Raw genomic sequence first — 22081 nt, 5'->3', positions numbered from 1 at the left:
GTAGGACCACAGGTGTAACCGGGAACAACCCGGCTTTCCCTGCGCGATGGGTTACGGCTTATACGTGCTCTCCCCGGCGAGACTGGGCTTTTTTGTCACCGCTTTCGCAAAGATGCTTTCGCACGCTTCACGAGAGGACACCTGCCACCAGGGCGTCAGGCCTGCACGATTTCGCCGTCCGCTACATGCGCTCTCGTCAGTCACGCATGCAGCGTCCACCGCATCCCACCACCACGTTCGTGACGATCGCGAGCGCCCCTCGAGCGGGTGAGACGGAAAATCTATACACTGATTTGACCTACTGATAAACCGAAATATTTCTGCAATGGGGGCTTGCGCCGTCGGGCAAATCAATGATCGACAACCCGCGCCCAGTTCCGGCATTGAGTAGGGCGGCGACCGGCACGGAGCGCGACGTCTCTCGCGCGACTGGGGAGTGTGTCAGAAGGAGAGCCTGCGGTGCTCGATCATATTCTGAGGTTCGTGACGCTCGGGACCGTCATCGTCGGCATCACGGCGATCTACACTGCACTTCACACCAACAATCGGCGTCTGGGCGCCGACATATTCCTCAGATATTCCGATCGCATCTCCGATCTGCGACGCAGACTTCCAATGACGGCCCTCCTCTACGAGGGAGTCCCCGCATCCGCCGAGCTGACGCCCGAAGAGGTCAGGACGGTGCACGAAGTCATCTACTCGATCTTCGAGCTTTACGAACTGAAGGTGCACGGATTCCTTCCGCCCGCGATCTGGAAGATCAGGGAGCCCGACATCGAACGCGTTCTCCTGCTGCCGGTCGTCCAGCAGGAACTGACGACGTTGCGCGGCTGGTTCGTCAAGCACCCGCGATTTGCGGCATGGGTCGACCAAATCGAAAACGCGCACAGCCGGTCCTGACGGGCTCGAATGACGCTGCGGCTGCCGTCGGAATCCGATGCAGGGCCCGGGAGCGCATCTGCCGTCGCGGGTGATCACAGTCCCGTGCGCAAGCCGCGCCCGGCCAACATCCCGGCGAATCGATCGACAAAACGCTGGATTTCCGTTCGTGGATCGTCAATTCTGATTCAGAACTTACTATCCGTGCCACACGCGGAGGAGATATCCCATGGAGGAAGCGTGCGAGGGGCGGTATGTCCGCCAGGTCGGCGGTGAACTTGTCTCCTCCGTCATCGCCAGGTCGAGGCCGGTCAGGGTCGAGCTTCTCAGCCGAACCTCTCGGCCTCGAATGAACTGGCACTTCCGCCAGCCCGAACTGACCTTGTTCTGGTTCCGCAATGGCTGTTCGCGATTGCGGGCCACGCTCAACGGGCGGCCGGTCGAATACGCGTTTTCCGCCGCCGCAAATCTCGCGCTGTTTCCCGCCGGCACGGAGATCGAGGGTGAATGGTCGGTCGAGCCCGCGTTCGACTATGTCGTCGTCTTCCTCGATCCGCGGTTCGTGCAGAGCCGTCTCAATGGCCTGATCGAGAGGCCCGCGATTGCGTTCAGCCATGATCAGCTCTGCCACGGTCTGGCCGAGCTAAGCCAGGAGGCCGCCACACCCGACAATCTGTTCGATCTGTTCGCCGAGGGCTGGGCCACTCAGGCGCTGGCCCATCTGGCGCGGTTGTCGCACGGCGTCGAACCGCCAAAGCCACTGAGCCGCGGCGGACTGCCGGCGCTCAAGCTGCGAAGAATCGAGGAGTTCGTCCGCGGGAATCTCTGCGAGACGATCTCGCTTGCGGCGCTCTCCGACGTCGCCGGCCTCAGCAAGCGCCACTTTCTGCGCGCTTTCCATGAAAGTACGGGGACCAGCCCGCACCGCTATGTGCTCGGTTTGCGCATTGAAGCGGCCAAGCAACGCCTGAGCCTGACCGATGAGAGCGTGACGAGCATTGCGCTCTCGTCGGGCTTCAGCCACGCCCAGCACTTCTCGTCGACCTTCAGGCAGGTCACCGGATTGAGCCCGTCGCTGTTCCGGCAGCGAAGCCGGGCGTGAGTTTCGGCGCTTTTTCGCAAATCGGGGCGCTTTCCCGCAAGCGCCAGAACATCTCGCATCGTATCCCGGCGTAGCGGCGCGTCCGCTGGCGCGAGAATTTCCCGGCGTCTGGTGTGACCGGGAACCGGAGAAGGAAGCAGAGCATGGCAGGCCCATTGGCAGGAGTTCGCGTCCTTGACTTGACCAGCGTCGTCTCGGGTCCCTTCGCGACCATGTTGCTGGCGGACCAGGGCGCTGAGGTCCTGAAAGTCGAGCCGATCGGCGGCGATATCACCCGCCGCAGCCGCGCACCTCTCGACAAATCGGGCGAATTCTCGGCGCTGTTCATCTCGTCGAACCGCGGCAAGCGCTCGCTCTCCATCGACATAAAGACGGATGCCGGCCGCGAGGTCCTGGGCAGGCTGGTCGAGCAGGCCGATGTGCTGGTGCAGAATTTCCGGCCCGGGACGATGGAGCGTCTCGGGCTCGGTCCGGACAAGGTGCGCAGGAAAAACCCGCGGCTGATCTACGTGTCCATCAGCGGGGTCGGTGAAGACGGACCCTATGCGAAGAAGCGCGTCTACGATCCCATCGTGCAGGGCTTGTCGGGCTTCTGCGATATCCAGGCGCAACCGGTGACGAACCGGCCGCAGATGATCCGGACCATCGTGGCCGACAAGACAACGGCAGTCTATGCCGCGCAGGCGGTGACGGCGGCGCTCTATGCCCGGGAAAAAACCGGCAGTGGCCAGCACATCCAGGTGGCGATGCTGGACGCGATGCTCGCCTATCTCTGGCCCGAAGGCATGATGCAATACACGGTGGTCGGTCGCGAGCAGACCACCGCGGATCCCAACGATCGTCCCGATCTCGTGTTTCAGACCTCGGACGGCTACATCACCTGCGGCACGATCTCCGATTCCGAATGGCAGGGGTTCTGCCGCGCCACCGGTGACCCCGAACTCGCCAATGATGCGCGGTTCGCGACGCCGTCCGCGCGCTCCGTCAATGCAACGGCGCGCATCAACAGGATGCAGGACTATATCGGCAAGCACAGCACCGCCGAATGGCTGGCGCGGCTGGATGCCGCCGACGTGCCCTGTGCGCCGATCCTGCGGCGCGGCGAGATCATCGCCAACGAGCAGGTGGTGGCACGGGAGCTCATCGCCGAGCTGGATCAGCCGGGGGTCGGCACCGTGCGGCAGCCCAAGCCGGCAGCGCGCTTCGAACGCGATGCGGCCGCGATCGGCGGCCCGGCCCCGCGCATCGGCCAGCACACCCGCGAGGTGCTGCGCGAACTCGGCTACGGCGAAACGGCCGTCGATCAGATGATTACGCAGAAGGCCGTGCGGGTTGTCTAGAGCATGATCCGGAAAAGCGTGTAGCGGTTTTCCCTCGCGACAAACGCGGAAGGCGTTTGCGCGGAGATCATGCTCAAACAAAGAGCTAAAGCGCTGGCCGCGCAAGGCCGGCGAGTTGAACTGAACAAACTGCCGTCGGTGGGAGATCTCCATGGTCGAGACGAACAAGGCTGCCGTGCTGGTTGGCGCGGGCGATGCAATCGGTGCCGCGGTCGCGCGCCGGTTCGCCGCAGGGGGCTATTCGGTGTGCATCGCGCGGCGGGACCCGGCGAAATCCAGCGCATTGGTCGAGGAGCTGACGCGCGCCGGACATCAGGTGCAGGCGTTCGCCGTCGACGCGCGGCGCGAGAACGAGGTGCAGCAGCTTTGCGAACGTGTCGAGCGGGATGTCGGGCCGATCGAGGTCTGCCTGTTCAATGCCGGTTCGAACGTCAAGAAGGACCTCCATGAAACCAGCGAGAAGCTGTTCTTCAAGGCCTGGGAGCTCGCCTGCTTCGCCGGCTTCCTGGTCGGGCGCGAAGCGACACGGCAGATGCTGCGGCATGGTCGCGGCACCATGCTGTTCACCGGCGCGACCGCGAGCGTGCGCGGCAGCAGCGGCTTTGCGGCGTTCGCGTCGGCGAAGTTCGGCCTGCGGGCAGTTGCGCAAGCGATGGCGCGTGAGCTCGGGCCGAAGAATATCCATGTCGCGCATCTCCTGATCGATGCCGGCGTCGACAGCCCGGCCATTCACCAGCGGATGGCCGATCGCGGCATCGACGCCTCGGAGATGCCGCCGGATTCGCTGACGCGCACGTCCTCCATCGCAGAAGCCTACTGGTTCGTGCACCAGCAAAGCCGCGACGGCTGGAGTCACGAGCTGGATCTGCGGCCGTCCGTCGAGAAATGGTGACGCCATGTCGACGACGCTGACGCTATGGGGTGTCGGGACATCACGGACGATCCGGGCCCATTGGGCATTGCACGAGCTCGGCCTGGACTACCAATGCAAGCCGATCCTGCCGCGCTCGGGAGAGACCAAGACGCCGGAATACACCCGGCTCAATCCGCGTCAGAAGGTACCCCTGCTGCAGGACGGCGATTTCACGATCGGCGAGAGCGCTGCCATCGCCGCCTATCTGGCGCGGAATTATTCCAATCCGGAGAGGTCGCTTGTTCCGCGCGACGAGCGCGACTTCGCGCGCTGGCTGGAGTGGTGCTTCTTCATCGTGGCCGAGCTCGACTCGACCAGTCTCTACGTCATGCGCCGCCACGGCCTCCAGGGGCTCGCACACATCTATGGCCATGCGCCCGACGTGGTCGGACAGGCGGCGGATTATTTTCGCCAACAGCTCAGGCATGTGGAAGTCGCCCTGTCAGACGGCCGCAAATATCTGATGGGAGATCAATTCACGAGCGCGGATATCCTGCTGACGACCTGTCTCGTGTGGGCGATCGATTACGGCGTCGGGGTCTGCGATATCGCAAACCCCTATCTTGACCGCACCACGTCCCGGCAGGCCTACAAGGAAAGCGTCGCGGTCAACACCGTCAAGACCTGACCGGTTCGCTTCGCGATCCAAATGTCCCGACAGACCTGCCGTCAGGGCAGGCGCTCCCTGACCGCCCGCGCGATCGCCGCCGGCGCCTCGTCGGGGATCGCGAAGCACGAGCTCACATTGATCTCGCAGAGGACATAGGTGTCGGCGCCATCGGCGTCCGGCGGGCCGTAGAGGAAATCCGCATCCCAGATCACGGGGAGCGATGCCTCATCGAGGCTCAACGTCTTCATCATCCGGGGCGTCCATTCGTCTTCCATCGCGCGGCGCAGCGCCTGGAACGGCGGGGCATCGGGTCCGTGCATGATCCGTGGACCGGGCTGCGCATCCGGCGAGTCCGGCCCCTGCCGCGGCGGCGGGATCAAGGCCTTGATCAATTGGTGGCCGAAGCCCGCCACCTTGCTTCCGCTCATGTAACAACGGATCATTCCGTCGGGCAGGCGCGGCTGGAACGCCTGATCAATGATGCAGCCGCCCCATTCGAAATAGGACGCGCAGCGCGCGATGAATGCGTCGAGGGGGATGTCTTCAGTCAAGCTCCCGCGCTGTGCGTGGAGCACCCGGATTGCCGCATCGGCACCCGGCACGGTCTCCACCTTCCAGACGCCCTGGCCGCCATTGCCGCGATTCTGCTTGAGGACGCGGGGCCCGCCTGCCCGCAAGCGGGGTGGAAATTCCGCTGCGAATGCGGCGGCGCTGGCGTAGCGATGCGTATCGGCACCCCAGCCGAGATGGCGCGTCGTGTAGAGCACCTCCTTGACGCCCATCTTCAGGATGACGTCGGGATGTGCGCTCACCCATGGGCCGCGCGCCGCGACCTCGCGCAGCAATGCATCGAGTGCCGCGCGGGTCTTGCCCTGATGGATCGGATCGACCCAGACCAGCACGCCATCCGCCGTCAGAAGCTGCTCGCGGACGGCATCAGCGAAGGTTTCATCGTAGATCGCCGGACGCGCCTCGATGCCGGCGGCCGCGAGCGCCTCGAAGACGCGGACGAAGCGGCTGTTCTGCGGAGTGGCCTCCCGACGCGCAGCCGCGTCTCCACGCGAGAGGATGGCAACGGTATGGCGAGGGGAGGGATGTCGTTCGGTGTCCATGCGCAGGCTCCACGACTAGTCGTGCCGCGCAGAGCTTGGACGGGGCGTCTGACGGGGAGTCTGCCTGATCCCCGACAGGTGAATTTACCCGCCTTCGGGTGGTTTTCAAGTCGGAGAATGTGACGCCCCGGAGGGGACACGGAGTGGCCGCGAAGCAACCGGCTAGATGATTTGCCCCTTTCTCGTCTTGTAACCACAGGGTCATTTAATTGCCGGATACTGCCAGACCGCCGGTTTCGAGACGTGAGCTGATTTGACATAGGTCAAAATCCGATCCCGGAAGCTCGCGACGTTTGGCGACGACACATTTCGGTGCCGGATGAAAAACACCATACGCCTGGCAAACGCCTTGCCATCGATACCAACCTCAGCCGGGGGGATCGCGCGTCTCGCATGTACCCGACTTCGGGATGCGCGAGTTGACCTGGCTCCGATCGTGTCGGCCGCAGGCATGACAATCGACGACATCGAGGACCGCAAGCGCCGCATCGACGCGCGAGCGCAGATAAAACTGCTCGAGCATGCTGCCAGGGAATTGCAGGACGACTGCTTCGGATTCCGTTTGGCCCAGGACTTTGAACTCGGGGAGATCGGGCTCCTATACTACGTCATGGCCTCATCGGAGCAACTGGGCGATGCCCTGCAAACCGGAGGACGTTACTGCGCGATCAACAACGAGGGTGTGCGGCTGCGGGCCTCTCTGGAGCGCGGATTCGCCGTTGGCTTCGAGTATGTCAACATCGACAGGTCGTCGGATCGTCACCACGCGGAATTCTGGCTGATAGCGCTTGTCCGTATTTGCCGCGCACTGACTGACGGCAGGCTGGTCCCGAAACAAGTCAAATTGAAGCACTACAGGCGGGAAACACCTTCGGATGTCCGAACCCATCTGGGATGCGACATCGAATTTGCAGCTGACGTGGACGAGGTGCTGTTCCCTGCCCAGATCGGCGCGTTGGCTGTCGTGGGCGCTGATCTGCATCTCAACAGGATGCTGCTCGAATATGCCGACGAAGCGCTCAGCGACCGGGCGTCAAGACGGACCAGCGTGCGGTCTCGCGTCGAAGACCAGATCGCCCAGTTGCTTCCGCACGGCAAGGCCAACGCGGAGGCAGTCGCGCGCCGTCTTGGCATGAGCCGGAGGACTCTCGCCCGGGCGTTATCGTCCGAGGGCCTGGGATTCTTGAACGTCCTCGCGGCGTTTCGAATTGCGCTTGCGCGACGCTATCTCGAGGAAGCGGAGCTTCCGATTTCCGAAGTCGCATGGTTGTTGGGCTACAGCGAGGTCTCTTCCTTCTCACATGCCTTTGTGCGGTGGACCGGGATCACGCCGAGGGCGTACCGGAGTTCGAACGACGCCCGGCGATCGGATGACACAAAGCCTCAAGTGCCTGGCACGGAATAGCAAGACTTGGCGGATCGAATTCCGCTAGGCGAATGCCATGCATTCAAACTTCCTGTCTCAGCTGGCGTGTCGCTGCCGCGTCGCCTGGGCCGCGGTTTTCGGCCCGATGACCAGGGATGACTGGCTGTTCCTGGCTTCCATCATCTGGTTCCACAGTCTCCTGGTCGCGCTGATCTGGGGCCTGTATTACGGCTACCTTTGATGGTTTGCCCTGCCCGGCCGGGTCGCCTCACACCTCCAGCCATTCCTCGCGAATGGCGGCGTTGGACTTGAGCTGGTCGGGGGTGCCTTCGAACACGACGCGGCCGTGGCCCATGATGTAGACCCGGTTCGAGATCTTCATCGCGATCGAGAGCTTCTGCTCGACCAGCAGGATGGCGACGCCGGCCTTCGCGATTGTCGCGATCAGCTCGCCGACCTGCTGCACGATCAGCGGAGCCAGTCCTTCGGTCGGCTCGTCGATCATCATCAATTGGGGGTCGCCGAGCAGGGTGCGGCAGGTGGTCAGCATCTGCTTCTCGCCGCCCGACAGCACGCCGGCCGGCGTGTCGGCGCGGCGGGCGAGATTGGGGAACATGTCGAGCATGTTCTCGAGCCGCCACTTGCCGGGGCGGCGCGGATCCTTGATGCCGAGGATGAGATTCTGGCGAACCGTCAGGCTCGGGAAGATGTCGCGATGCTCCGGCACATAACCGAGCCCGAGGCGGGCGATCCTGTAGCTCGGAAGACCCGCGATGTCCTGGCCCTTGAAGCGGATCGTGCCCTGCGGCGGCACCTCGCCCATGATCGCCTTCACGGTGGTGGAGCGGCCGACGCCGTTGCGCCCGAGCAGGCTCACGACCTCGCCGGCCGCGATGTCGAGGTCGACGCCCTGCAGGATATGGCTCTTGCCGTAATAGGCGTGAAGATTCCTGACCTCGAGCATCAGTCGATCTCCTCGCCGAGATAGGCTTCCTTGACCTTCGGATTGCCGCGGATCTCGTCCGGCGTGCCGGAGGCGATGATGTTCCCATACACCAGAACCGAGATGCGGTCGGCTAGGCCGAACACCACGCTCATGTCATGCTCGACGATCACGAGCGTGCGGCCCTCGGTGAGGCGGCGGATCAGCGCGACGGCACGATCGGTCTCCGCATGGCTCATGCCCGCGGTCGGCTCGTCCAGCATGATGACGCTGGCGCCGCCGGCGATCGTGATGCCGATCTCGAGCTCGCGCTGCTCGGCATAGGTCAACAGGCCCGCCGGCACGTCGCGCCGGTGGCTGAGATGGATGTCGTCGAGGATCCGTGCCGTACGCTGCTTCACCTCGGGCAAATTGTCGACGTTCTTCCAGAACGCATAGCGATGGCCGGTCGCCCACAGCACCCCGCAGCGGACATTCTCCCACACCGTCATGCGGGCGAACACATTGGTGACCTGGAACGAGCGCGACAGGCCGCGCCGGTTGATCTCGAACGGGCGAAGGCCCGAGATCACGTCGCCATTGAGACGGATCTCGCCCGAGGTCGGCTTGATGTGGCCGCTGATCAGGTTGAACGTCGTCGACTTGCCGGCGCCGTTCGGGCCGATGATGGCATGGCGCTCGCCCTTGGCGACGCTCAGATTGAGATCGCGGATGATGCCGACATTGCCGAAGCTCTTGTCGACGGCTTTGACTTCGATGGCCGCGGTCATGCGAGATACCCCCGGTCACGAGCCACTGTCGCAGCGCGATCCCAGGCCTCCGCGACGCGCAGCCAGGTGAGGCGAGCGACCAGGTAGCCGCCGACCAGAAGGAATGCCGCCGCCGCCCAGGTTGCCGGCGCCGTGGCGACGAAGGGGATGCCGAGCAGATTGATGGTGCTGCCTTCGCCTTCGCCGCCCGAATACCGCGCAACCGTCTCGATGGTCAGGATGGCGCCGAGCGCGAACGCCAGCGTCGGGATCGCGGCGACCAGATAGGACGGGATGACCATGCCGAGGGAGCCGGCGCGGATCAGCGGACGGTGCTTCATCAGCAGGCCGGCGATGCCGCCCGGAGCGAACATCACGATGCCGATGAAGATGATGCCGAAATAGAGCAGCGAGACCGAGGTGACGTTGGTGAGCCCGAGTTGCAGATAGGTCACGAGGATGGCACCCAGGATCGGACCGAAGAAATAGGCGGTGCCGCCGATGAAGGCGGCGAACAGCACGAAGCCGGACTGCGTCGCGCCGAGATAGGCCGAATTGGCAATCTCGAAATTGATCGCGGTGAGGCCCCCGGCGATGCCGGCAAAGAAGCCGGCGAAACCGTAGGCGAGATAGCGCACCACATGCGGATCGTAGCCGATGAACTCGACGCGCTCCGGATTGTCGCGGACCGCGTTGCAGATGCGCCCGAGCGGCGTGCGGGTCAGCGCGTACATCGCGATCGCCGAGATCAACACCCAGAACGCGATCAGGTAATAGACCTGGAGCTGCGGCCCGAAGGTCCAGCCGAACAGCGGCATCAGGGCGGTGCGGTCGGTGGTGATGCCGGATTCGCCGCCGAACACGCTGCGCAGGATCAGCGAGGAGGAGGCGACCAACTCGCCGATGCCGAGCGAGATCATCGCAAACACGGTGCCGGCGCGCTTGGTCATCACCCAGCCGACCAGAAGAGCGAAGGCGAGGCCGCCGATGCCGCCGATCAGGGGAATCGCCGGCAGCGGGATCGGCCAGTTGTGGCTGGCGACCGCATTCATCATGTGCACGGCCAGGAAGCCGCCGAGGCCGTACTGCACCGCATGACCGAACGACAACAGCCCGGTCTGGCCGAGCAGGATGTTGTAGGAGAGCGCGAAGATGATCGCGATGCCGATCAGGCTGAACGAGGTCAGCGAGCCGCCGGAGGAGAAGATCAGCGGCAGCACGACGAGCGCTGCGGCTGCGATCAGCCAGACGCCATAGAAGCTCAGGGCGCCGCCGGGTTCCTCTTTGGTCACGGCCGGTGCGGGTGAAGCGGCGTTGCTCATGACTCGCGCGTCCCCAACAGGCCCATCGGGCGGAAGATCAGGACCAGCACCAGCAGCAGGTAGGGCAGGATCGGCGCGATCTGCGCGACCGTGACGTTCCAGATGTCGGTGAGGGGCGAGGGACCAAGGCCCGGATCGAGCGGGCCGAACAGGCTGGCGAGCGAGCCGTTGAGCGCGACCGCGAAGGTCTGGATCAACCCGATCAGCAGCGAGGCGATGAAGGCGCCGGGCAGCGAGCCGAGACCGCCGAACACGATGACGACGAACAGGATCGGTCCGAGCAGTCCGGCCATGTCGGACTGCGTCACCAGCGAGGGCCCGGCGATGACGCCGGCGAGGCCGGCGAGCGCGCTGCCGACGCCGAACACCAGCATGAACACGCGCCCGACATTGTGGCCGAGATGGCCGACCATGCTCGGATGGGTCAGCGCGGCCTGCACGATCAGGCCGACCCGCGTCCGCTTCAGCGCGATCAGCAGTGCCACGAAGATCGTGACCGACACCACCAGCATGAAGATCTTGTAGGCGGGATAATTGGTGGAGAACACGGTGAAGGCGGGAAAGTCCAGCGCCGCCGGGATCCGGTAATCCATCGGGCTCTTGCCCCAGACCATCGAGACGATCTCCTCGATGGCGTAGGCAAGACCGAAGGTCAGCAGCAATTCGGCGACGTGTCCGTGCTTGTGGGTGTTGCGCAGGCCGTAGCGCTCGACCGCCATGCCGACCGCGCCGACCAGCAGCGGCGCCAGCACCAGCGCCGGCCAGAAGCCGATCCAGCGCGTCAGCTGATAACCGAAGAACGCGCCCAGCATGTAGAAGCTGGCATGCGCGAAATTGAGCACGCCCATCATGCTGAAGATCACGGTGAGGCCGCTCGACAGCAGGAACAGCAGCATGCCGAACAGGACGCCGTTGAGAGTCGAGATGACGATCAGCTCAGCCATGGCGCACTCGCTGAAGACAATGGTTCACGTGGAGCAAAGCCTGTCAATTGAAATGAACTGACTGTCATTCCGGGGCGATGCATCGAACCCGGAATCTCGAGAATCCCAGGTGCGCAACAGCGCACCTGAGGTCTGGCCCTCCGGACCATCCCGGAATGACTGATCGGTATCCCCGGAATGACCTGGGAACGGCGGCCGATCAGGGCCGCTTCATCTTGCAGGTGGTCGGCACCATCGCATTTGCGGTGTCGATCTTGGAGACGAGGTGCCAGCCCCAGCCGGTGTTCTCCTCGTCGAACGGCTCCTTGGCCTTGTCGGCGAGCGTGCCGAACGAGGAGATGTAGATCGGCTGGAAGAACTGGTGATCGTCGGCGCGCATGAAGCCCTCGCCGCCGTCGAGCACGTCGAACTTCATGCCTTCGAGCGCGGCGGCGACCTTGACCGGATCGATCGAGTTGGCCTTCTCGGCGGCCGCCTTGAACATCCGCATCTCATTGACGGCGCGCGGATACCACAGCGACAGGTTGACCTTGGCGCGGAAATCCTTCTCGAAATCCATCGCCGCCTTGTTGCCGGAGTTCGGGATGCCCTCGGTGATCTGGTACACCTGGTGATCGAGGCCGGTCTGCTTGATCGCGGTCGGGCCGCCGGCGCCGCCGGCATAATAGGTGTACCAGTTGACCTTCAGCCCGGCGTCGGCGGCGGCCTTCAACAGCAGCGCGATGTCCTGGCCCCAATTGCCGGTCACGACGCTGTCGGCGCCCGACGCCTTGATCTTGGCGATGTAGGGCGAGAAGTCGGTGATCTTGAGCAGCGGATGCAGCTCGTCGCCGACGATCTGCACGTCGGGCCGCTTCGCCGCCAGCATCTTGCGCGCGTCCGATCGCACCGACTGGCCGAACGAGTAGTCCTGGTTGATCAAATAGACCTTCTTGATGGACGGCTGATCCTTCATGTAGTTGGTCAGCGCTTCCATCTTGATGTCCGAGCTCGCGTCCCAGCGGAAATGCCAGTAGCTGCACTTCTCGTTGGTCAGGCTCGGATCGACCGCGGCATAGTTGAAGTAGAGCAATTCCTTGCCGGGATTGCGCGAATTGTTCTTGGTGACGAAATCCTCCAGCGCGGCGCCGACCGACGAGCCGTTGCCCTGCGTGATGTAGCGGATGCCGGCGTCGACCGCCTTCTGGGCCTGCACCAGGCTTTCCTGCGGATTGGTCTTGTTGTCGAGCGGGACGATCTCGACCTTGTGGCCGAGGACGCCGCCCTTGGCGTTCAACTCGTCGGCAAGATACTGGAACGTCTTCAGGCCGCCTTCACCGACGCTGGCGCCGCCGCCTGAGAGCGGATCGATATAGCCGATCTTGACGGTTTCCTGCGCGGAGGCCGCGCCACCAAGCATCAGGACAGCCGCAGCCACGGCGATGGGAAGATGACGCATGTCTTGTCGTTTCCTCGTTGGCGATTGACTTTTGATTGAAATTGTCCGCCGACCATGCAGCGCAACATCGAAGGCGATACTGCGCGAACCGGACATTGACAAGTCTGGTTTGGGCATGGCTCGCGCCGGACGTCCCGCAAAAGCGAGCAAGCGCTCGGTAAATCCCTGCAACACCATCGCTCATCCCGTGGTGAGGAATAAGACCGCGAGCCACGATAGACGTAAGTTGCGGTTCCCGAAAGATGTCACCAATCGGGTTATTTGAGCCCCGGATCGGGGTGTCGCGCAGACGGCACAATCGCCGCAGTGGTCACTTTACGCTGGACACCGCCGCGCCTTCCGGTAAGGGGTTGCTCTCGTGGTATACCAGACTTCGCGTGAAGAACATTCCGGGATTGTCTTTGTGAGAGGGAGCATGGCGCGCAACATTCTGATTCTCGGAGCCTCCTACGGCTCGCTGCTGGGGACCAAGCTGCTGATGGCGGGTCACAACGTGACCCTGGTCTGCCGCAAGAACACGGCAGAGCTGATCAACCGCGAGGGCACCGAGGTTCGCATCAAGCTGCGCGACGAAAAGACGCACCGCGCGATCTTTTCACGCGACCTTCCAGGCAAGCTCGACGCGGTGACGCCCGGTGACGTCGACGTCTCGCGCTACGACATGGTCGGCCTTGCGATGCAGGAGCCGCAATATACCAACCACACGGTGCGCGTGCTCATGATCAGGATTGCCGCGGCAGGGCTGCCCTGCCTCTCGATCATGAACATGCCGCCATTGCCCTACCTCAAGCGTATCCCCGCGCTCGCGGGCATGGATCTCGAGGAGGCCTACACCAATGCGCAGGTGTGGGAGCGCTTCAAGCCGGGCCTCGTGACGCTCTGCTCGCCCGATCCGCAGGCGTTCCGTCCGCCGGATGAGAAGGCGAATGTGCTGCATGTCGGGCTGCCGACCAACTTCAAGGCCGCGGTGTTCGCCGACGACGAGCACAACAAGGTGCTGCGCGAGCTCGAGGCCGACATCGACGCGGTGACGCTGGATGGCCAGGACGTCCCGGTGAAGCTGAAAGTGTTCTCGTCCCTGTTCGTGCCGCTGGCGAAATGGTCGATGCTGCTGACCGGCAATTACCGCTGCATCACCCCATCGGAGCCGCAGTCGATCCGCGACGCCGTGCATGGCGATCTGGCGCGTTCGCAGGCGATCTACGACCATGTCGACGGCATCGCGCGGCGCCTCGGCGCCGACCCTGCCGATCAGGTGCCGTTCGCGAAATACGCCAAGGCGGCGGAAAGCCTGCTCAAGCCCTCGTCGGCGGCCCGCGCGGTGGCGGCCGGCGCGCCCTTCATCGAGCGCGTCGACCTGCTTGTGAAGCTGATCTCGCATCAGCTCGGCACGCCCAGCACGGAGATCGACCGCACGGTCGAGACCGTCGATGCGAAGCTGAACGAGAAGATCGTGCAGGGCGGATCAGGGGCGCAGTGAGGACCAGGTAGGCACGCCTCTCAGGCTCCCCCTCCCGCAAGGGGGAGGGAGCCCATCGGCCAGTGGCTCCCTCACGCGTTGTGCCGATAACAGCCGCGGCGCTCACAGCCACAGCACCTTCTTGCGGTAGTCGAGATCGACCAGCAACTCGCTGGCCGGGCCCTCGTGGAATACGGCGCCGCGTTCCAGCGCATAGACGCGGTTCGCGAGCGCCAGCACCAGGTCGAGATTGTGCTCGACGATCACGATCGGGATTTTTTGGCGCAGGGCATCGAACACCCTGAACAGGTCGAGGATCACGGCCGGCGCCAGGCCCTCGAACGGCTCGTCGAGCAGCAGCAGCCTGACATTGCCCGACAGCGCGCGGGCGACTGCGACCATCTGCTGCTCGCCGCCGGAGAGATAGTCGGCGGCGACGTCCATGCGTTGCTTCAGCCGCGGGAAGTGCGCCAGGATCTCGGCTTCGCTCCAGGCGACGCCGCTGCGTCCGTCAGTGTCGCGGGCGAGGCGGCCGAGCGCCAGATTGTCCCGCACCGTCATGCCCGCGAACAGGCCGCGGCCCTGCGGCACATAGCCGATGCCGAGCCGTGCGATGTCGGGTGCCCCGAGGCGCGAGATGTCGCGGCCGTCGAAGGCGATGCGGCCTGAGGCCGCCGGCACCAGGCCCGCCAGCGTCTTCAGCAGGGTCGATTTGCCGGCACCGTTGCGGCCGAGCAGGGCGACGATCTCGCCCTGCCGGACATCGAACGTCGCATCATGCAGGATGTGGCTCTTGCCATAGAAGGTGTTGATGCGGTCGACGCTCAGCAGCGGCGCTGCGGCCGCTGTCGCATCGTCGCGGCCGGCATGCTCGACCGGCGGAACCCCCGACCCGGTGTAGATCTCCTGCACGCGGCGGTCGCAGCGCACTTCTTCCGGCGATCCCGTCATCAGGACTTCGCCCTGGTTCATCACCGTGACGCGGTGGGAGAAGCCGAGCACGCGATCGATGTCGTGCTCGACGATCAGGATCGGGAGCCTGGCGGCGACGCATCGGATCAGGTTGGAGACGCGCTCGCGCTCGGCGGCGGCGAGCCCCGCCAGCGGTTCGTCGAGCAGCAGCACTTTCGGCTTCGAGGCGAGCGCGATGCCGAGATCGACGAGGCGCTGCCCGCCATAGGACAGCGCGCCGGCTTCGATGCTCTCGATGCCTTCCAGCCCGAGGAACTTCACCAGCGCCTGCGTCTCGGCGTGGATGTCGGCGTAGCCGTCGATATCGCGCCAGAGGTTGAAGCGCCGCTTGTGTTGTGCCTGCCGCGACAGCCGGAGGTTCTCGTAGATCGAGAGACCCTTGAACAGGTTGGTGATCTGGAACGAACGCGACAGGCCTTGATGGCAGATCAGGTCTGCCGGAGTGCCCTGGATTTCGCGGCCGTTGAGGCGGATCAAGCCGCGGTCCGTAGGGTACAGCCCGGACACCAGGTTGAACAGCGTGGTCTTGCCGGCGCCGTTGGGTCCGATCAGCGCGTGGATTTCGGCGGCGGCGACCATCAAGCTCGCATCCGACACCGCGCGGATGCCGCCGAAGGATTTTGCGACGCCGGCAACCTCGAGCACGGCGCCGACGCGGCTTGCCGGGATCAGGAAGTCCGGCAGCGGCAGGCCGTCATAGGTCTTGCGCCGGCTCATCGCGGCGGCCTCTTCCGGCGGGGGCCGGAGGCGGCGCGCAATCTGCGACCAGATGCCGACGAGGCCGTCGGGCGAATACATCACGAAGCCGACGAAGATCAGTCCGAACCACAACAGCCAGTCCGGCGTCCAGATCGAGAGCAACTCGCGGAACAGGATATAGAACAGCGCGCCGAGCGCGGGCCCGAGCATGCTGCGCATCCCGCCGATCACGACGATCGCGAGCAGTTCGCCGGAGAACGGCACCGAGACCGCCTCGGCCGAGACGAGGTAGTTCTGGAACGCGATCAGGCCGCCGGCAAGGCCGGTGACGGCGGCCGAGATCACGAACACCGCGAGCTTGTATCGTTCTATCCGATAGCCCTGGAAGCCGGCGCGCAGTGGATTTTCGCGGATCGCGACCATCACATGGCCGAACGGCGAGCGCACCAGGCGGAGCAGCAGATAAAGCATGCCGAGCGCGATCAGCGCGACCACGATGTAATAGGTCAGCGCATCGTCGAGATTGAGCGGGCCGAGATGCCCGCGCTTCAGGCCGCCGAGCCCGTCCTCGCCGCCGGTCAGGCTGCTCCAGCGGAACGCCGTGGTATAGGTCAGCGCCGCGAGCGCCAGGGTCAGCAGCGAGAAATAGACGCCGCGCCGGCGCAGGATCACGGCGCCGACGAAGGTCGCGGCAACCGCGACCGTGACCATCGCCAGCAGCAGCGGCAGCCAGATCTCGCCGGGGAAATAATGCAGCTGGAGCAGGCCGGCCGCATAGGCGCCGATGCCGAACCAGGTGCCGTGGCCGAACGAGACGAGGCCGGTGTAGCCGATGCAGAGGTTGAGCCCCAGCGCGGCGATCGCAAGCGCCACCACCGTCGTCCCGGTGTTCAGCGACAGCCCGAGCGCGTGCAGCAAGAAGGGCAGCGCGATCATCGCCAGCGTCGCCAGCCAGAGCGGGCGATATTTTTCCGTCGCCGATACGATCATTCGAATTTCTCGATGCGCTCGCCGAGCAGGCCGCGGGGCCGCACCATCAGCACCAGGAACATCAGCACGTAGATCGAGGCCTCGCCGGCGGCCGGCGCGAAATGGATGGTGATGCCCCTGACGACGCCGACCAGCAGTGCTGCGATCACGACGCCCCAGAAGCTGCCGAGCCCGCCGATCACGACGACGACGAAGGCGACCGTGATGATCTCGGCGCCCATCGCCGGTTGCACGATTGATATCGGCGCAAAGAACGCACCGCCGAGCGCGGCCATGCCGACCCCGAGCATCACGATCACGGTCATGTAGGGCTCCAGCCGGATGCCGAGCGAAGCGACCATGTCGGGCCGCTGGATGCCGGCACGCACAACGCGACCGAACGAGGTCTTGTGCAGCAACAGCCAGACGCCGAGCAGCACGGCCGCGACCACCGCAAGTATCAACAGTCGATAGCGCGAGAACAGGAAGTCACCGAGGATGATCGAGCCGCGGAACGTGGGCGGGATCGAGGCCGACAGCGGCGCCGCGCCCCAGATCATGCGGATCGCCTGCTCGGCGACGAGAGCCAGGCCGAAGGTGACGAGCAGGCTCAGGATCGGATCCGACATGTAGAAGCGGCGCAGGATGAAGCGCTCGAACAGGATACCGAGCAGGGCGACCGCGACCGGCGACAGCACGATCGCGGGGCCGAATCCGAAATAGCGCGTGAGCTCGACCGAGACATAGGCGCCGAGCGCGTAGAATGCGCCATGGGCGAGATTGACGATGCCGCCGACGCTGAAGATCAGCGACAGCCCAAGCGCGATCAACAGGTAGTAGCCCCCGAGCACGAGGCCATTCACCACCTGTTCCAGCAAGAACCCGAATTGCATGTATGTTCCACACTGGCGTCTGGTTGACCCCGTCCCCCTTCTCCCCGCAAGAGCGGGGCGAGGGAGAAGCGGCCGCCACTTTGCGCATCACATCGAGCAGGGATTCTGCTCCTTCGTCAGCGCAATCGATTCCAGCGACTCGTTCGGCGCGGGAATCGCTGCGCCGAGCTCGAGCGTGTCCCACGGGTCTTTCGCCTTGCCCTTGGGCTTGACCGTGAACGGATAGGCCTCCTGCATAAGCTGGTGATCCCACGCCCTGAAGTAGCCCTTGCGGGCCTTCAGGATGTCGAACTCGGTCTGCTTCTCGAAATAGGCGATGAGCTTGTCGGTGTCGGTCGACTTCGTCTCGTTCATCGCCTGCGCCATCATCTTCAGCGAGACGTATTCGATCCAGGCGTGGTTCTCCGGCGGCTTGCCGTACTTCTTGATGAAGTTCGCGACGAAGATCTTCGACGCCGGCACATCCGACGTATGGTACCAGACCGTCGGCCAGGTGCCGCTGAGATTGCCGTCGCCGGCGGCCCAGGCGTCCGCGGTATTGAGGTTGAAGCCGACGATCGGATAGGGCAGGCCGAACTCGGCATATTGCTTGATCAGATTGGTGACCTGGTTGCCGGCGAGGTTGGAGCAGACGATGTCGGGCCGGGATTGCCGGATCTTCAGCAGATACGGGCTGAAATCGGTGACGTCGGTTGCCACCAGTTCGTCGCCGATCAGCTTGCCGCCATTGCCGTCGAAGAACGCCTTGGCCGCACGCGCCAGATCATGGCCGAAAATGTAGTCGGCGGTCAGCGTGTAGAATTTCTTGTCCTTCATCATGTTGTCACGCACCAGCGCCTTGCCGACCGCGTTCACCATCACGGTCGAGGGGATGTCGACATGGAAGGTGTAGCGGTTGCAGTTCTTGCCGCGCAGCGCGTCGGAACGTGCACCGATCTGCATGAACAGCCGCTTGTTGCGGTCCGCGACCTGCATGATGGTCAGCGCGGAGGCCGAGTTGATTTCACCCATCAGGACCGCGACGCCGTCCTGGTCCAGCATGCGCTGCGCCTTGGTCGCCGCGGTCGCGGGGTTGACCGAGTCTTCCGATTGGATATCGAGTGGCCGCCCCATCACGCCGCCGGCGGCGTTGATCTCCTCCGCCGACATGCGGATGCCGAGCTGCGCATAGGCGCCGAGCGCGCCCAGGAAGCCGGTCAGCGGCGTCAGATGGCCGATCCTGATCTTGTCGGATTGTGCTTGGACGATCGCAGGCGACCCGATCGCCGCCACGCCGGCCAGCGCGGCGCCCTGTTTCAGCAATCTGCGTCGGCTGTAGTGGATCATGCTCTCCTCCCGGGCGCAGCCAGTGCTCTCGCCGCTTATGCGACATTGTGAGAGACCTTCTTTTATTATTGGAGGATATTTCCGGACGCGGCGGAGCCTGTCAACGCTTAAAGCGCTGCCGCGTCTTTGGTCGTATACGCGCTTGGCAGGACGCCTAGATCACACCCTTGGCGCCGAACTCCACCGACAGGCGGTTGGCGGTGACGCGCACGGCCTTGGCGTGGGTTTGCAGCGCCTGGTTGGTCATTCGCCAGATCGGCCCCGAGATGCCGAGCGCGCCGATGATCTGGCCGGTGAAATCCATCACCGGAACCGCGATGCAGCGCACCTCGGCATTGTATTCGCCGTCGTCGAAGGCGATCCCGCTGCGCCTGATCTCGGCGATCTCGCGCAGCAGAACCGTGCTTTCGGTGATCGATTTGCTGGTCGACGGCTTCAGCTCGACGCGTTCCAGGAAGCGGGTGAGCTGATCGGGCCGCAATGAGGCGAGGATGATCTTGCCGAGCGCGGTGCAATGCGCCGGCCGCACCACGCCGACGCGGTCGGTGAGCTGGAATGCGCCGGGGCCGGCGGTGCGCGCGATCACCACCACCGCATCGCCCATGCGCACGGCGAAATGGCCGCTTTCCCCGGTCTCGCGCGACAGGTCCTCGAGAATCGGCGTTGCGACATTCACCATTTCGATCTCGTCGAGCGCGCTGGCGGCGAGCGCGAACAGCGGACGGCCGATGCGATAGCGCTTCGAATCCTTCTCCTGGCGAAGATAGCCGAGTGAGACCAGCGTCTTGGCGAGATGGAACGTCGTCGAATTGTGCAGGCCGACCAGCTTGCTGAGGTCGGCAAGCCCGATGCCGTCGCGATGGCGCGCCACCTCTTCCAGGATCGAGAAGGCGCGGCCGAGCGACTGCACGCCGCCGCGTGCGCGGTCCTCTGCCTCGTCGTCGATGTCACGGTGCGGCGATTGTACGAGCTTGGCGATAGCGGCCTTGCGCAAGTCGGCGGGCCTGGCGGCCGATGTCTTGTTCTTGGTACGCGGTTTCACGGAACCTCTTTTCGTCCGGCGTTCGTCAAACCCTACAGGCGGGCGCACGCTTGAACAGCGGTGCAGGCCGTTTCACGAACGTATATCACAATAGCAATTGACGTACAGTATTATGAGACATACGGTTTGCCCCCGCCAAGGCCGGGTCCAACCGGCCGGCCGTTGAGCTCAGGGGAGAGTGCTGTCGATGTCGCGCAACATGCTCAACGGGGCCCAGGTGATCGTCGACTATCTGATCCAGGAGAAGGTGCCGCAGGTGTTCGGTCTCTGCGGCCACGGCAACATCCAGTTCATCGACGCGCTGTATGAGCGCTCGGCCGACATCAAGACGATCTCGGTGCATCACGAGAGCGTCGCGGGCTTCATGGCCGACGTGTACTACCGTGTCTCGGGGCGGCCGACCGCGACCTTCACCTCCTGCGGCCCGGGCTCGGCCAACCTGCCGATCTCGCTTGCCAACGCGTTCCTGGATTCCGTGCCGTTCATGGCGGTGACCGGCAACGTGCCGACCAGCCAGTTCAACCGCGGCGCGTTCCAGGAGATGTACCGGCACCATCAGGCCGACTTCCCCTCCACCGTGCGCACCATCTGCAAGAAGGTGTTCCAGCCGACCCGCGGCGAGATGGTGCCGCTCGCGGTGCGGCAGGCCTGGAAGACCATGACATCGGGCCGGCCGGGTCCCGTCGTGCTCGACGTGCCGTTCGACGTCTTCATGGAATCCGCCGCCGAGGAGGCGCCGAACGCGCAAAGCTGGAACGCCAATATCTCCAGCCGCTGCGGCGCCGATCCTGATGGAGTCGTGAAGGCAGTGGACATGCTGCTCGGCGCCGAGCGGCCGGTGATCCTGATCGGGCAGGGCGTCCGCTATGGCGGCGCGGCCGGGGAATTGAAGCGGCTCGCCGAGCGCCTGCAGATTCCGGTCGCGGCTTCGGCAAGCGGCCTCGGCGGGCTCGATTGTCATCATCCGCTGGCGCTCGGCCTCGTCGCGCGCGCAGGCCATTATCAGGCCAACCACGCCACGCGCCAGGCCGACGTGCTCCTGGCGCTCGGCGTGCGCTTCGACGACCGCACCTCGAGCTCCTGGATCCCGGGCTATTCCTTCACCATTCCACCAACGCGGCTGATCCATGTCGACATCGATCCCGAGGAGATCGGCCGCAACTATCCGGTCGCGCTCGGCCTGATGGCCGATGTCCGCGTGTTCCTGCAACAGGTCCATGCCGAGCTTGATCGCCGCGCCGGCATCACGGTGAAGGCCGATGCGCGCGCGAAATGGCTGGCGCAGATCGACACCTATCGCAAGGAGTGGGACCGTTTCGTCGCGCCCGGTTTCTCCGACGACACCACGCCGATCAATCCGCAGCGCGCCGCCGCCGAGATCGACAAGGCGCTGCCGGAGGATGCGATCCTGGTCAGCGATATCGGCGTGCACCACAACTGGCTGCTCGGCTTCTGCAAGCCGCGGCGACCGGATTCGCTGATCGGCTCGATGGGTTTCGGCCCGATGGGCTTTGGTGTCGCCGGCGTGATGGGCGCGAAGTTCGCCGCGCCCGACCGGCCCTGCGTCTCCGTTTGCGGCGATGGCGCCTTCTTCATGCATGCCAACGTGCTCGGCACCGCGGTCGAATACAATCTGCCCGTGGTCTGGGTGGTCTGGAACAACTACGCCTATGCCTCGATCCGCGGCTTGCAGCGCGGCTACCTCGACGGCCGCGAGCTCGCGACCGATTTCCACGATCCGGTCTCGGGTGAGCGCTACAATCCGGACTTCGCCGCGATGGCGCGCGCCTGCGGCGTCGAGGGCGTGCGCGTCGACCGTGCCGGCGATATCGGCGAGGCCGTGCGCAAGGGCATTGCCGCCAACAAACCGTATCTGATCGACGTCGACATCGCGGCCGACGTCAATCCGTCCGGCGCGGGGGTGTGGGAATTGCCCGGGCTCGGCCAGAGCAAGCCCGGCATCGGCACGCGCTATCAGCCGGCGTGATCGGAAACCAGGAGGG

The 22081-nt window shown here is 64.5% G+C and carries 19 protein-coding genes; 9 read left to right on the top strand and 10 right to left on the bottom strand.

Annotated features, from left to right (window positions below; translation table 11 throughout):
• The first annotated feature begins 459 nt into the window (after positions 1–459).
• The 5 genes from JQ586_RS27740 (at position 460) to JQ586_RS27720 (ending at position 4862) form a co-directional block, all read left to right on the top strand.
• Positions 460–900 (top strand): hypothetical protein, encoded by a 441-nt coding sequence (locus JQ586_RS27740; RefSeq protein ID WP_212397808.1) that lies wholly within the window; start codon positions 460–462, stop codon positions 898–900.
• A 208-nt stretch (positions 901–1108) separates the two neighbouring features.
• On the top strand, positions 1109–1981 hold the full coding sequence (locus tag JQ586_RS27735) for an AraC family transcriptional regulator (protein WP_212397807.1): 873 nt from the start codon (positions 1109–1111) through the stop codon (positions 1979–1981).
• A gap of 143 nt (positions 1982–2124) precedes the next feature.
• Complete coding sequence (locus JQ586_RS27730) at positions 2125–3321, top strand: CaiB/BaiF CoA-transferase family protein (protein WP_212397806.1); 1197 nt, start codon at positions 2125–2127, stop codon at positions 3319–3321.
• Between the two features lie 151 nt (positions 3322–3472).
• Positions 3473–4213, top strand: coding sequence for an SDR family NAD(P)-dependent oxidoreductase (locus JQ586_RS27725; protein WP_212397805.1), 741 nt, complete (start codon positions 3473–3475; stop codon positions 4211–4213).
• A 4-nt stretch (positions 4214–4217) separates the two neighbouring features.
• On the top strand, positions 4218–4862 hold the full coding sequence (locus JQ586_RS27720; RefSeq protein WP_212397804.1) for a glutathione S-transferase family protein: 645 nt from the start codon (positions 4218–4220) through the stop codon (positions 4860–4862).
• A 41-nt stretch (positions 4863–4903) separates the two neighbouring features.
• Here the strand turns inward: JQ586_RS27720 and JQ586_RS27715 are convergent, their stop codons facing one another.
• On the bottom strand, positions 4904–5956 hold the full coding sequence (locus tag JQ586_RS27715; RefSeq protein WP_212397803.1) for a Cj0069 family protein: 1053 nt from the start codon (positions 5954–5956) through the stop codon (positions 4904–4906).
• 319 nt (positions 5957–6275) lie between these two features.
• Here JQ586_RS27715 and JQ586_RS27710 point away from each other — a divergent pair, with 319 nt between their 5' ends.
• Both JQ586_RS27710 and JQ586_RS27705 read left to right on the top strand, forming a co-directional pair.
• On the top strand, positions 6276–7361 hold the full coding sequence (locus tag JQ586_RS27710; RefSeq protein WP_212397802.1) for an AraC family transcriptional regulator: 1086 nt from the start codon (positions 6276–6278) through the stop codon (positions 7359–7361).
• A gap of 37 nt (positions 7362–7398) precedes the next feature.
• The gene (locus tag JQ586_RS27705; protein ID WP_212397801.1) at positions 7399–7563 is read left to right on the top strand and encodes a hypothetical protein; all 165 of its coding nucleotides are present in this window, start codon (positions 7399–7401) and stop codon (positions 7561–7563) included.
• 27 nt (positions 7564–7590) lie between these two features.
• Here the strand turns inward: JQ586_RS27705 and JQ586_RS27700 are convergent, their stop codons facing one another.
• The 5 genes from JQ586_RS27700 to JQ586_RS27680 form a co-directional block, all read right to left on the bottom strand.
• Positions 7591–8286: an ABC transporter ATP-binding protein gene (locus JQ586_RS27700; protein WP_212397800.1), complete on the bottom strand. Its 696-nt coding sequence runs from the start codon at positions 8284–8286 to the stop codon at positions 7591–7593.
• On the bottom strand, positions 8286–9035 hold the full coding sequence (locus JQ586_RS27695) for an ABC transporter ATP-binding protein (RefSeq protein WP_212397799.1): 750 nt from the start codon (positions 9033–9035) through the stop codon (positions 8286–8288). The genes JQ586_RS27700 and JQ586_RS27695 overlap by 1 nt, the downstream gene beginning before the upstream one ends.
• Positions 9032–10336 carry a branched-chain amino acid ABC transporter permease gene (locus JQ586_RS27690; RefSeq protein WP_212397798.1) on the bottom strand — a complete coding sequence of 435 codons (1305 nt, stop codon included), beginning with the start codon at positions 10334–10336 and terminating at the stop codon, positions 9032–9034. The genes JQ586_RS27695 and JQ586_RS27690 overlap by 4 nt, the downstream gene beginning before the upstream one ends.
• The gene (locus JQ586_RS27685; RefSeq protein WP_212397797.1) at positions 10333–11280 is read right to left on the bottom strand and encodes a branched-chain amino acid ABC transporter permease; all 948 of its coding nucleotides are present in this window, start codon (positions 11278–11280) and stop codon (positions 10333–10335) included. Before JQ586_RS27685 ends, JQ586_RS27690 begins: the two co-directional genes overlap by 4 nt.
• Positions 11281–11479: 199 nt before the next feature.
• Positions 11480–12718, bottom strand: coding sequence for a branched-chain amino acid ABC transporter substrate-binding protein (locus JQ586_RS27680; protein ID WP_212397796.1), 1239 nt, complete (start codon positions 12716–12718; stop codon positions 11480–11482).
• A 415-nt stretch (positions 12719–13133) separates the two neighbouring features.
• Between JQ586_RS27680 and JQ586_RS27675 the strand changes: the two genes are divergently transcribed.
• Complete coding sequence (locus tag JQ586_RS27675; RefSeq protein WP_212397795.1) at positions 13134–14198, top strand: ketopantoate reductase family protein; 1065 nt, start codon at positions 13134–13136, stop codon at positions 14196–14198.
• 102 nt (positions 14199–14300) lie between these two features.
• On the opposite strand, the gene JQ586_RS27670 is transcribed toward JQ586_RS27675, so the two are convergent.
• The 4 genes from JQ586_RS27670 to JQ586_RS27655 all read right to left on the bottom strand — a co-directional run bounded on the left by JQ586_RS27670 (position 14301) and on the right by JQ586_RS27655 (position 20078).
• Entirely contained in the window at positions 14301–16838 is a 2538-nt protein-coding gene (locus tag JQ586_RS27670; RefSeq protein WP_212397794.1) for a branched-chain amino acid ABC transporter ATP-binding protein/permease, read from the bottom strand.
• Positions 16835–17710, bottom strand: a complete 876-nt coding sequence (locus JQ586_RS27665; RefSeq protein ID WP_212397793.1) for a branched-chain amino acid ABC transporter permease — start codon at positions 17708–17710, stop codon at positions 16835–16837. Before JQ586_RS27665 ends, JQ586_RS27670 begins: the two co-directional genes overlap by 4 nt.
• A gap of 87 nt (positions 17711–17797) precedes the next feature.
• The gene (locus JQ586_RS27660; RefSeq protein WP_212397792.1) at positions 17798–19036 is read right to left on the bottom strand and encodes an ABC transporter substrate-binding protein; all 1239 of its coding nucleotides are present in this window, start codon (positions 19034–19036) and stop codon (positions 17798–17800) included.
• A 154-nt stretch (positions 19037–19190) separates the two neighbouring features.
• Positions 19191–20078, bottom strand: a complete 888-nt coding sequence (locus JQ586_RS27655; protein WP_212397791.1) for an IclR family transcriptional regulator — start codon at positions 20076–20078, stop codon at positions 19191–19193.
• A 187-nt stretch (positions 20079–20265) separates the two neighbouring features.
• Between JQ586_RS27655 and JQ586_RS27650 the strand changes: the two genes are divergently transcribed.
• On the top strand, positions 20266–22065 hold the full coding sequence (locus JQ586_RS27650) for a thiamine pyrophosphate-binding protein (protein ID WP_212397790.1): 1800 nt from the start codon (positions 20266–20268) through the stop codon (positions 22063–22065).
• Positions 22066–22081: the final 16 nt, after the last annotated feature.

This window comes from Bradyrhizobium jicamae, from assembly GCF_018130215.1.
In the GTDB taxonomy this organism is placed as follows: Bacteria; Pseudomonadota; Alphaproteobacteria; order Rhizobiales; family Xanthobacteraceae; genus Bradyrhizobium; species Bradyrhizobium jicamae_A.
This window is presented reverse-complemented; position numbering and strand designations above follow the sequence as displayed.

What these genes read in the sequence shown, in the direction of transcription:
- JQ586_RS27735 (WP_212397807.1), top strand. Translation starts at nt 1,109, where the DNA reads ATGGAGGAAGCGTGCGAGGGGCGGTATGTCCGCCAGGTCGGCGGTGAA.
- JQ586_RS27685 (WP_212397797.1), bottom strand. Translation starts at nt 11,280, where the DNA reads ATGGCTGAGCTGATCGTCATCTCGACTCTCAACGGCGTCCTGTTCGGC.
- JQ586_RS27725 (WP_212397805.1), top strand. Translation starts at nt 3,473, where the DNA reads ATGGTCGAGACGAACAAGGCTGCCGTGCTGGTTGGCGCGGGCGATGCA.
- JQ586_RS27650 (WP_212397790.1), top strand. Translation starts at nt 20,266, where the DNA reads ATGTCGCGCAACATGCTCAACGGGGCCCAGGTGATCGTCGACTATCTG.
- JQ586_RS27730 (WP_212397806.1), top strand. Translation starts at nt 2,125, where the DNA reads ATGGCAGGCCCATTGGCAGGAGTTCGCGTCCTTGACTTGACCAGCGTC.
- JQ586_RS27695 (WP_212397799.1), bottom strand. Translation starts at nt 9,035, where the DNA reads ATGACCGCGGCCATCGAAGTCAAAGCCGTCGACAAGAGCTTCGGCAAT.
- JQ586_RS27690 (WP_212397798.1), bottom strand. Translation starts at nt 10,336, where the DNA reads ATGAGCAACGCCGCTTCACCCGCACCGGCCGTGACCAAAGAGGAACCC.
- JQ586_RS27700 (WP_212397800.1), bottom strand. Translation starts at nt 8,286, where the DNA reads ATGCTCGAGGTCAGGAATCTTCACGCCTATTACGGCAAGAGCCATATC.
- JQ586_RS27705 (WP_212397801.1), top strand. Translation starts at nt 7,399, where the DNA reads ATGCATTCAAACTTCCTGTCTCAGCTGGCGTGTCGCTGCCGCGTCGCC.
- JQ586_RS27720 (WP_212397804.1), top strand. Translation starts at nt 4,218, where the DNA reads ATGTCGACGACGCTGACGCTATGGGGTGTCGGGACATCACGGACGATC.
- JQ586_RS27675 (WP_212397795.1), top strand. Translation starts at nt 13,134, where the DNA reads ATGGCGCGCAACATTCTGATTCTCGGAGCCTCCTACGGCTCGCTGCTG.
- JQ586_RS27660 (WP_212397792.1), bottom strand. Translation starts at nt 19,036, where the DNA reads ATGATCCACTACAGCCGACGCAGATTGCTGAAACAGGGCGCCGCGCTG.
- JQ586_RS27715 (WP_212397803.1), bottom strand. Translation starts at nt 5,956, where the DNA reads ATGGACACCGAACGACATCCCTCCCCTCGCCATACCGTTGCCATCCTC.
- JQ586_RS27710 (WP_212397802.1), top strand. Translation starts at nt 6,276, where the DNA reads ATGAAAAACACCATACGCCTGGCAAACGCCTTGCCATCGATACCAACC.
- JQ586_RS27670 (WP_212397794.1), bottom strand. Translation starts at nt 16,838, where the DNA reads ATGATCGTATCGGCGACGGAAAAATATCGCCCGCTCTGGCTGGCGACG.
- JQ586_RS27680 (WP_212397796.1), bottom strand. Translation starts at nt 12,718, where the DNA reads ATGCGTCATCTTCCCATCGCCGTGGCTGCGGCTGTCCTGATGCTTGGT.
- JQ586_RS27665 (WP_212397793.1), bottom strand. Translation starts at nt 17,710, where the DNA reads ATGCAATTCGGGTTCTTGCTGGAACAGGTGGTGAATGGCCTCGTGCTC.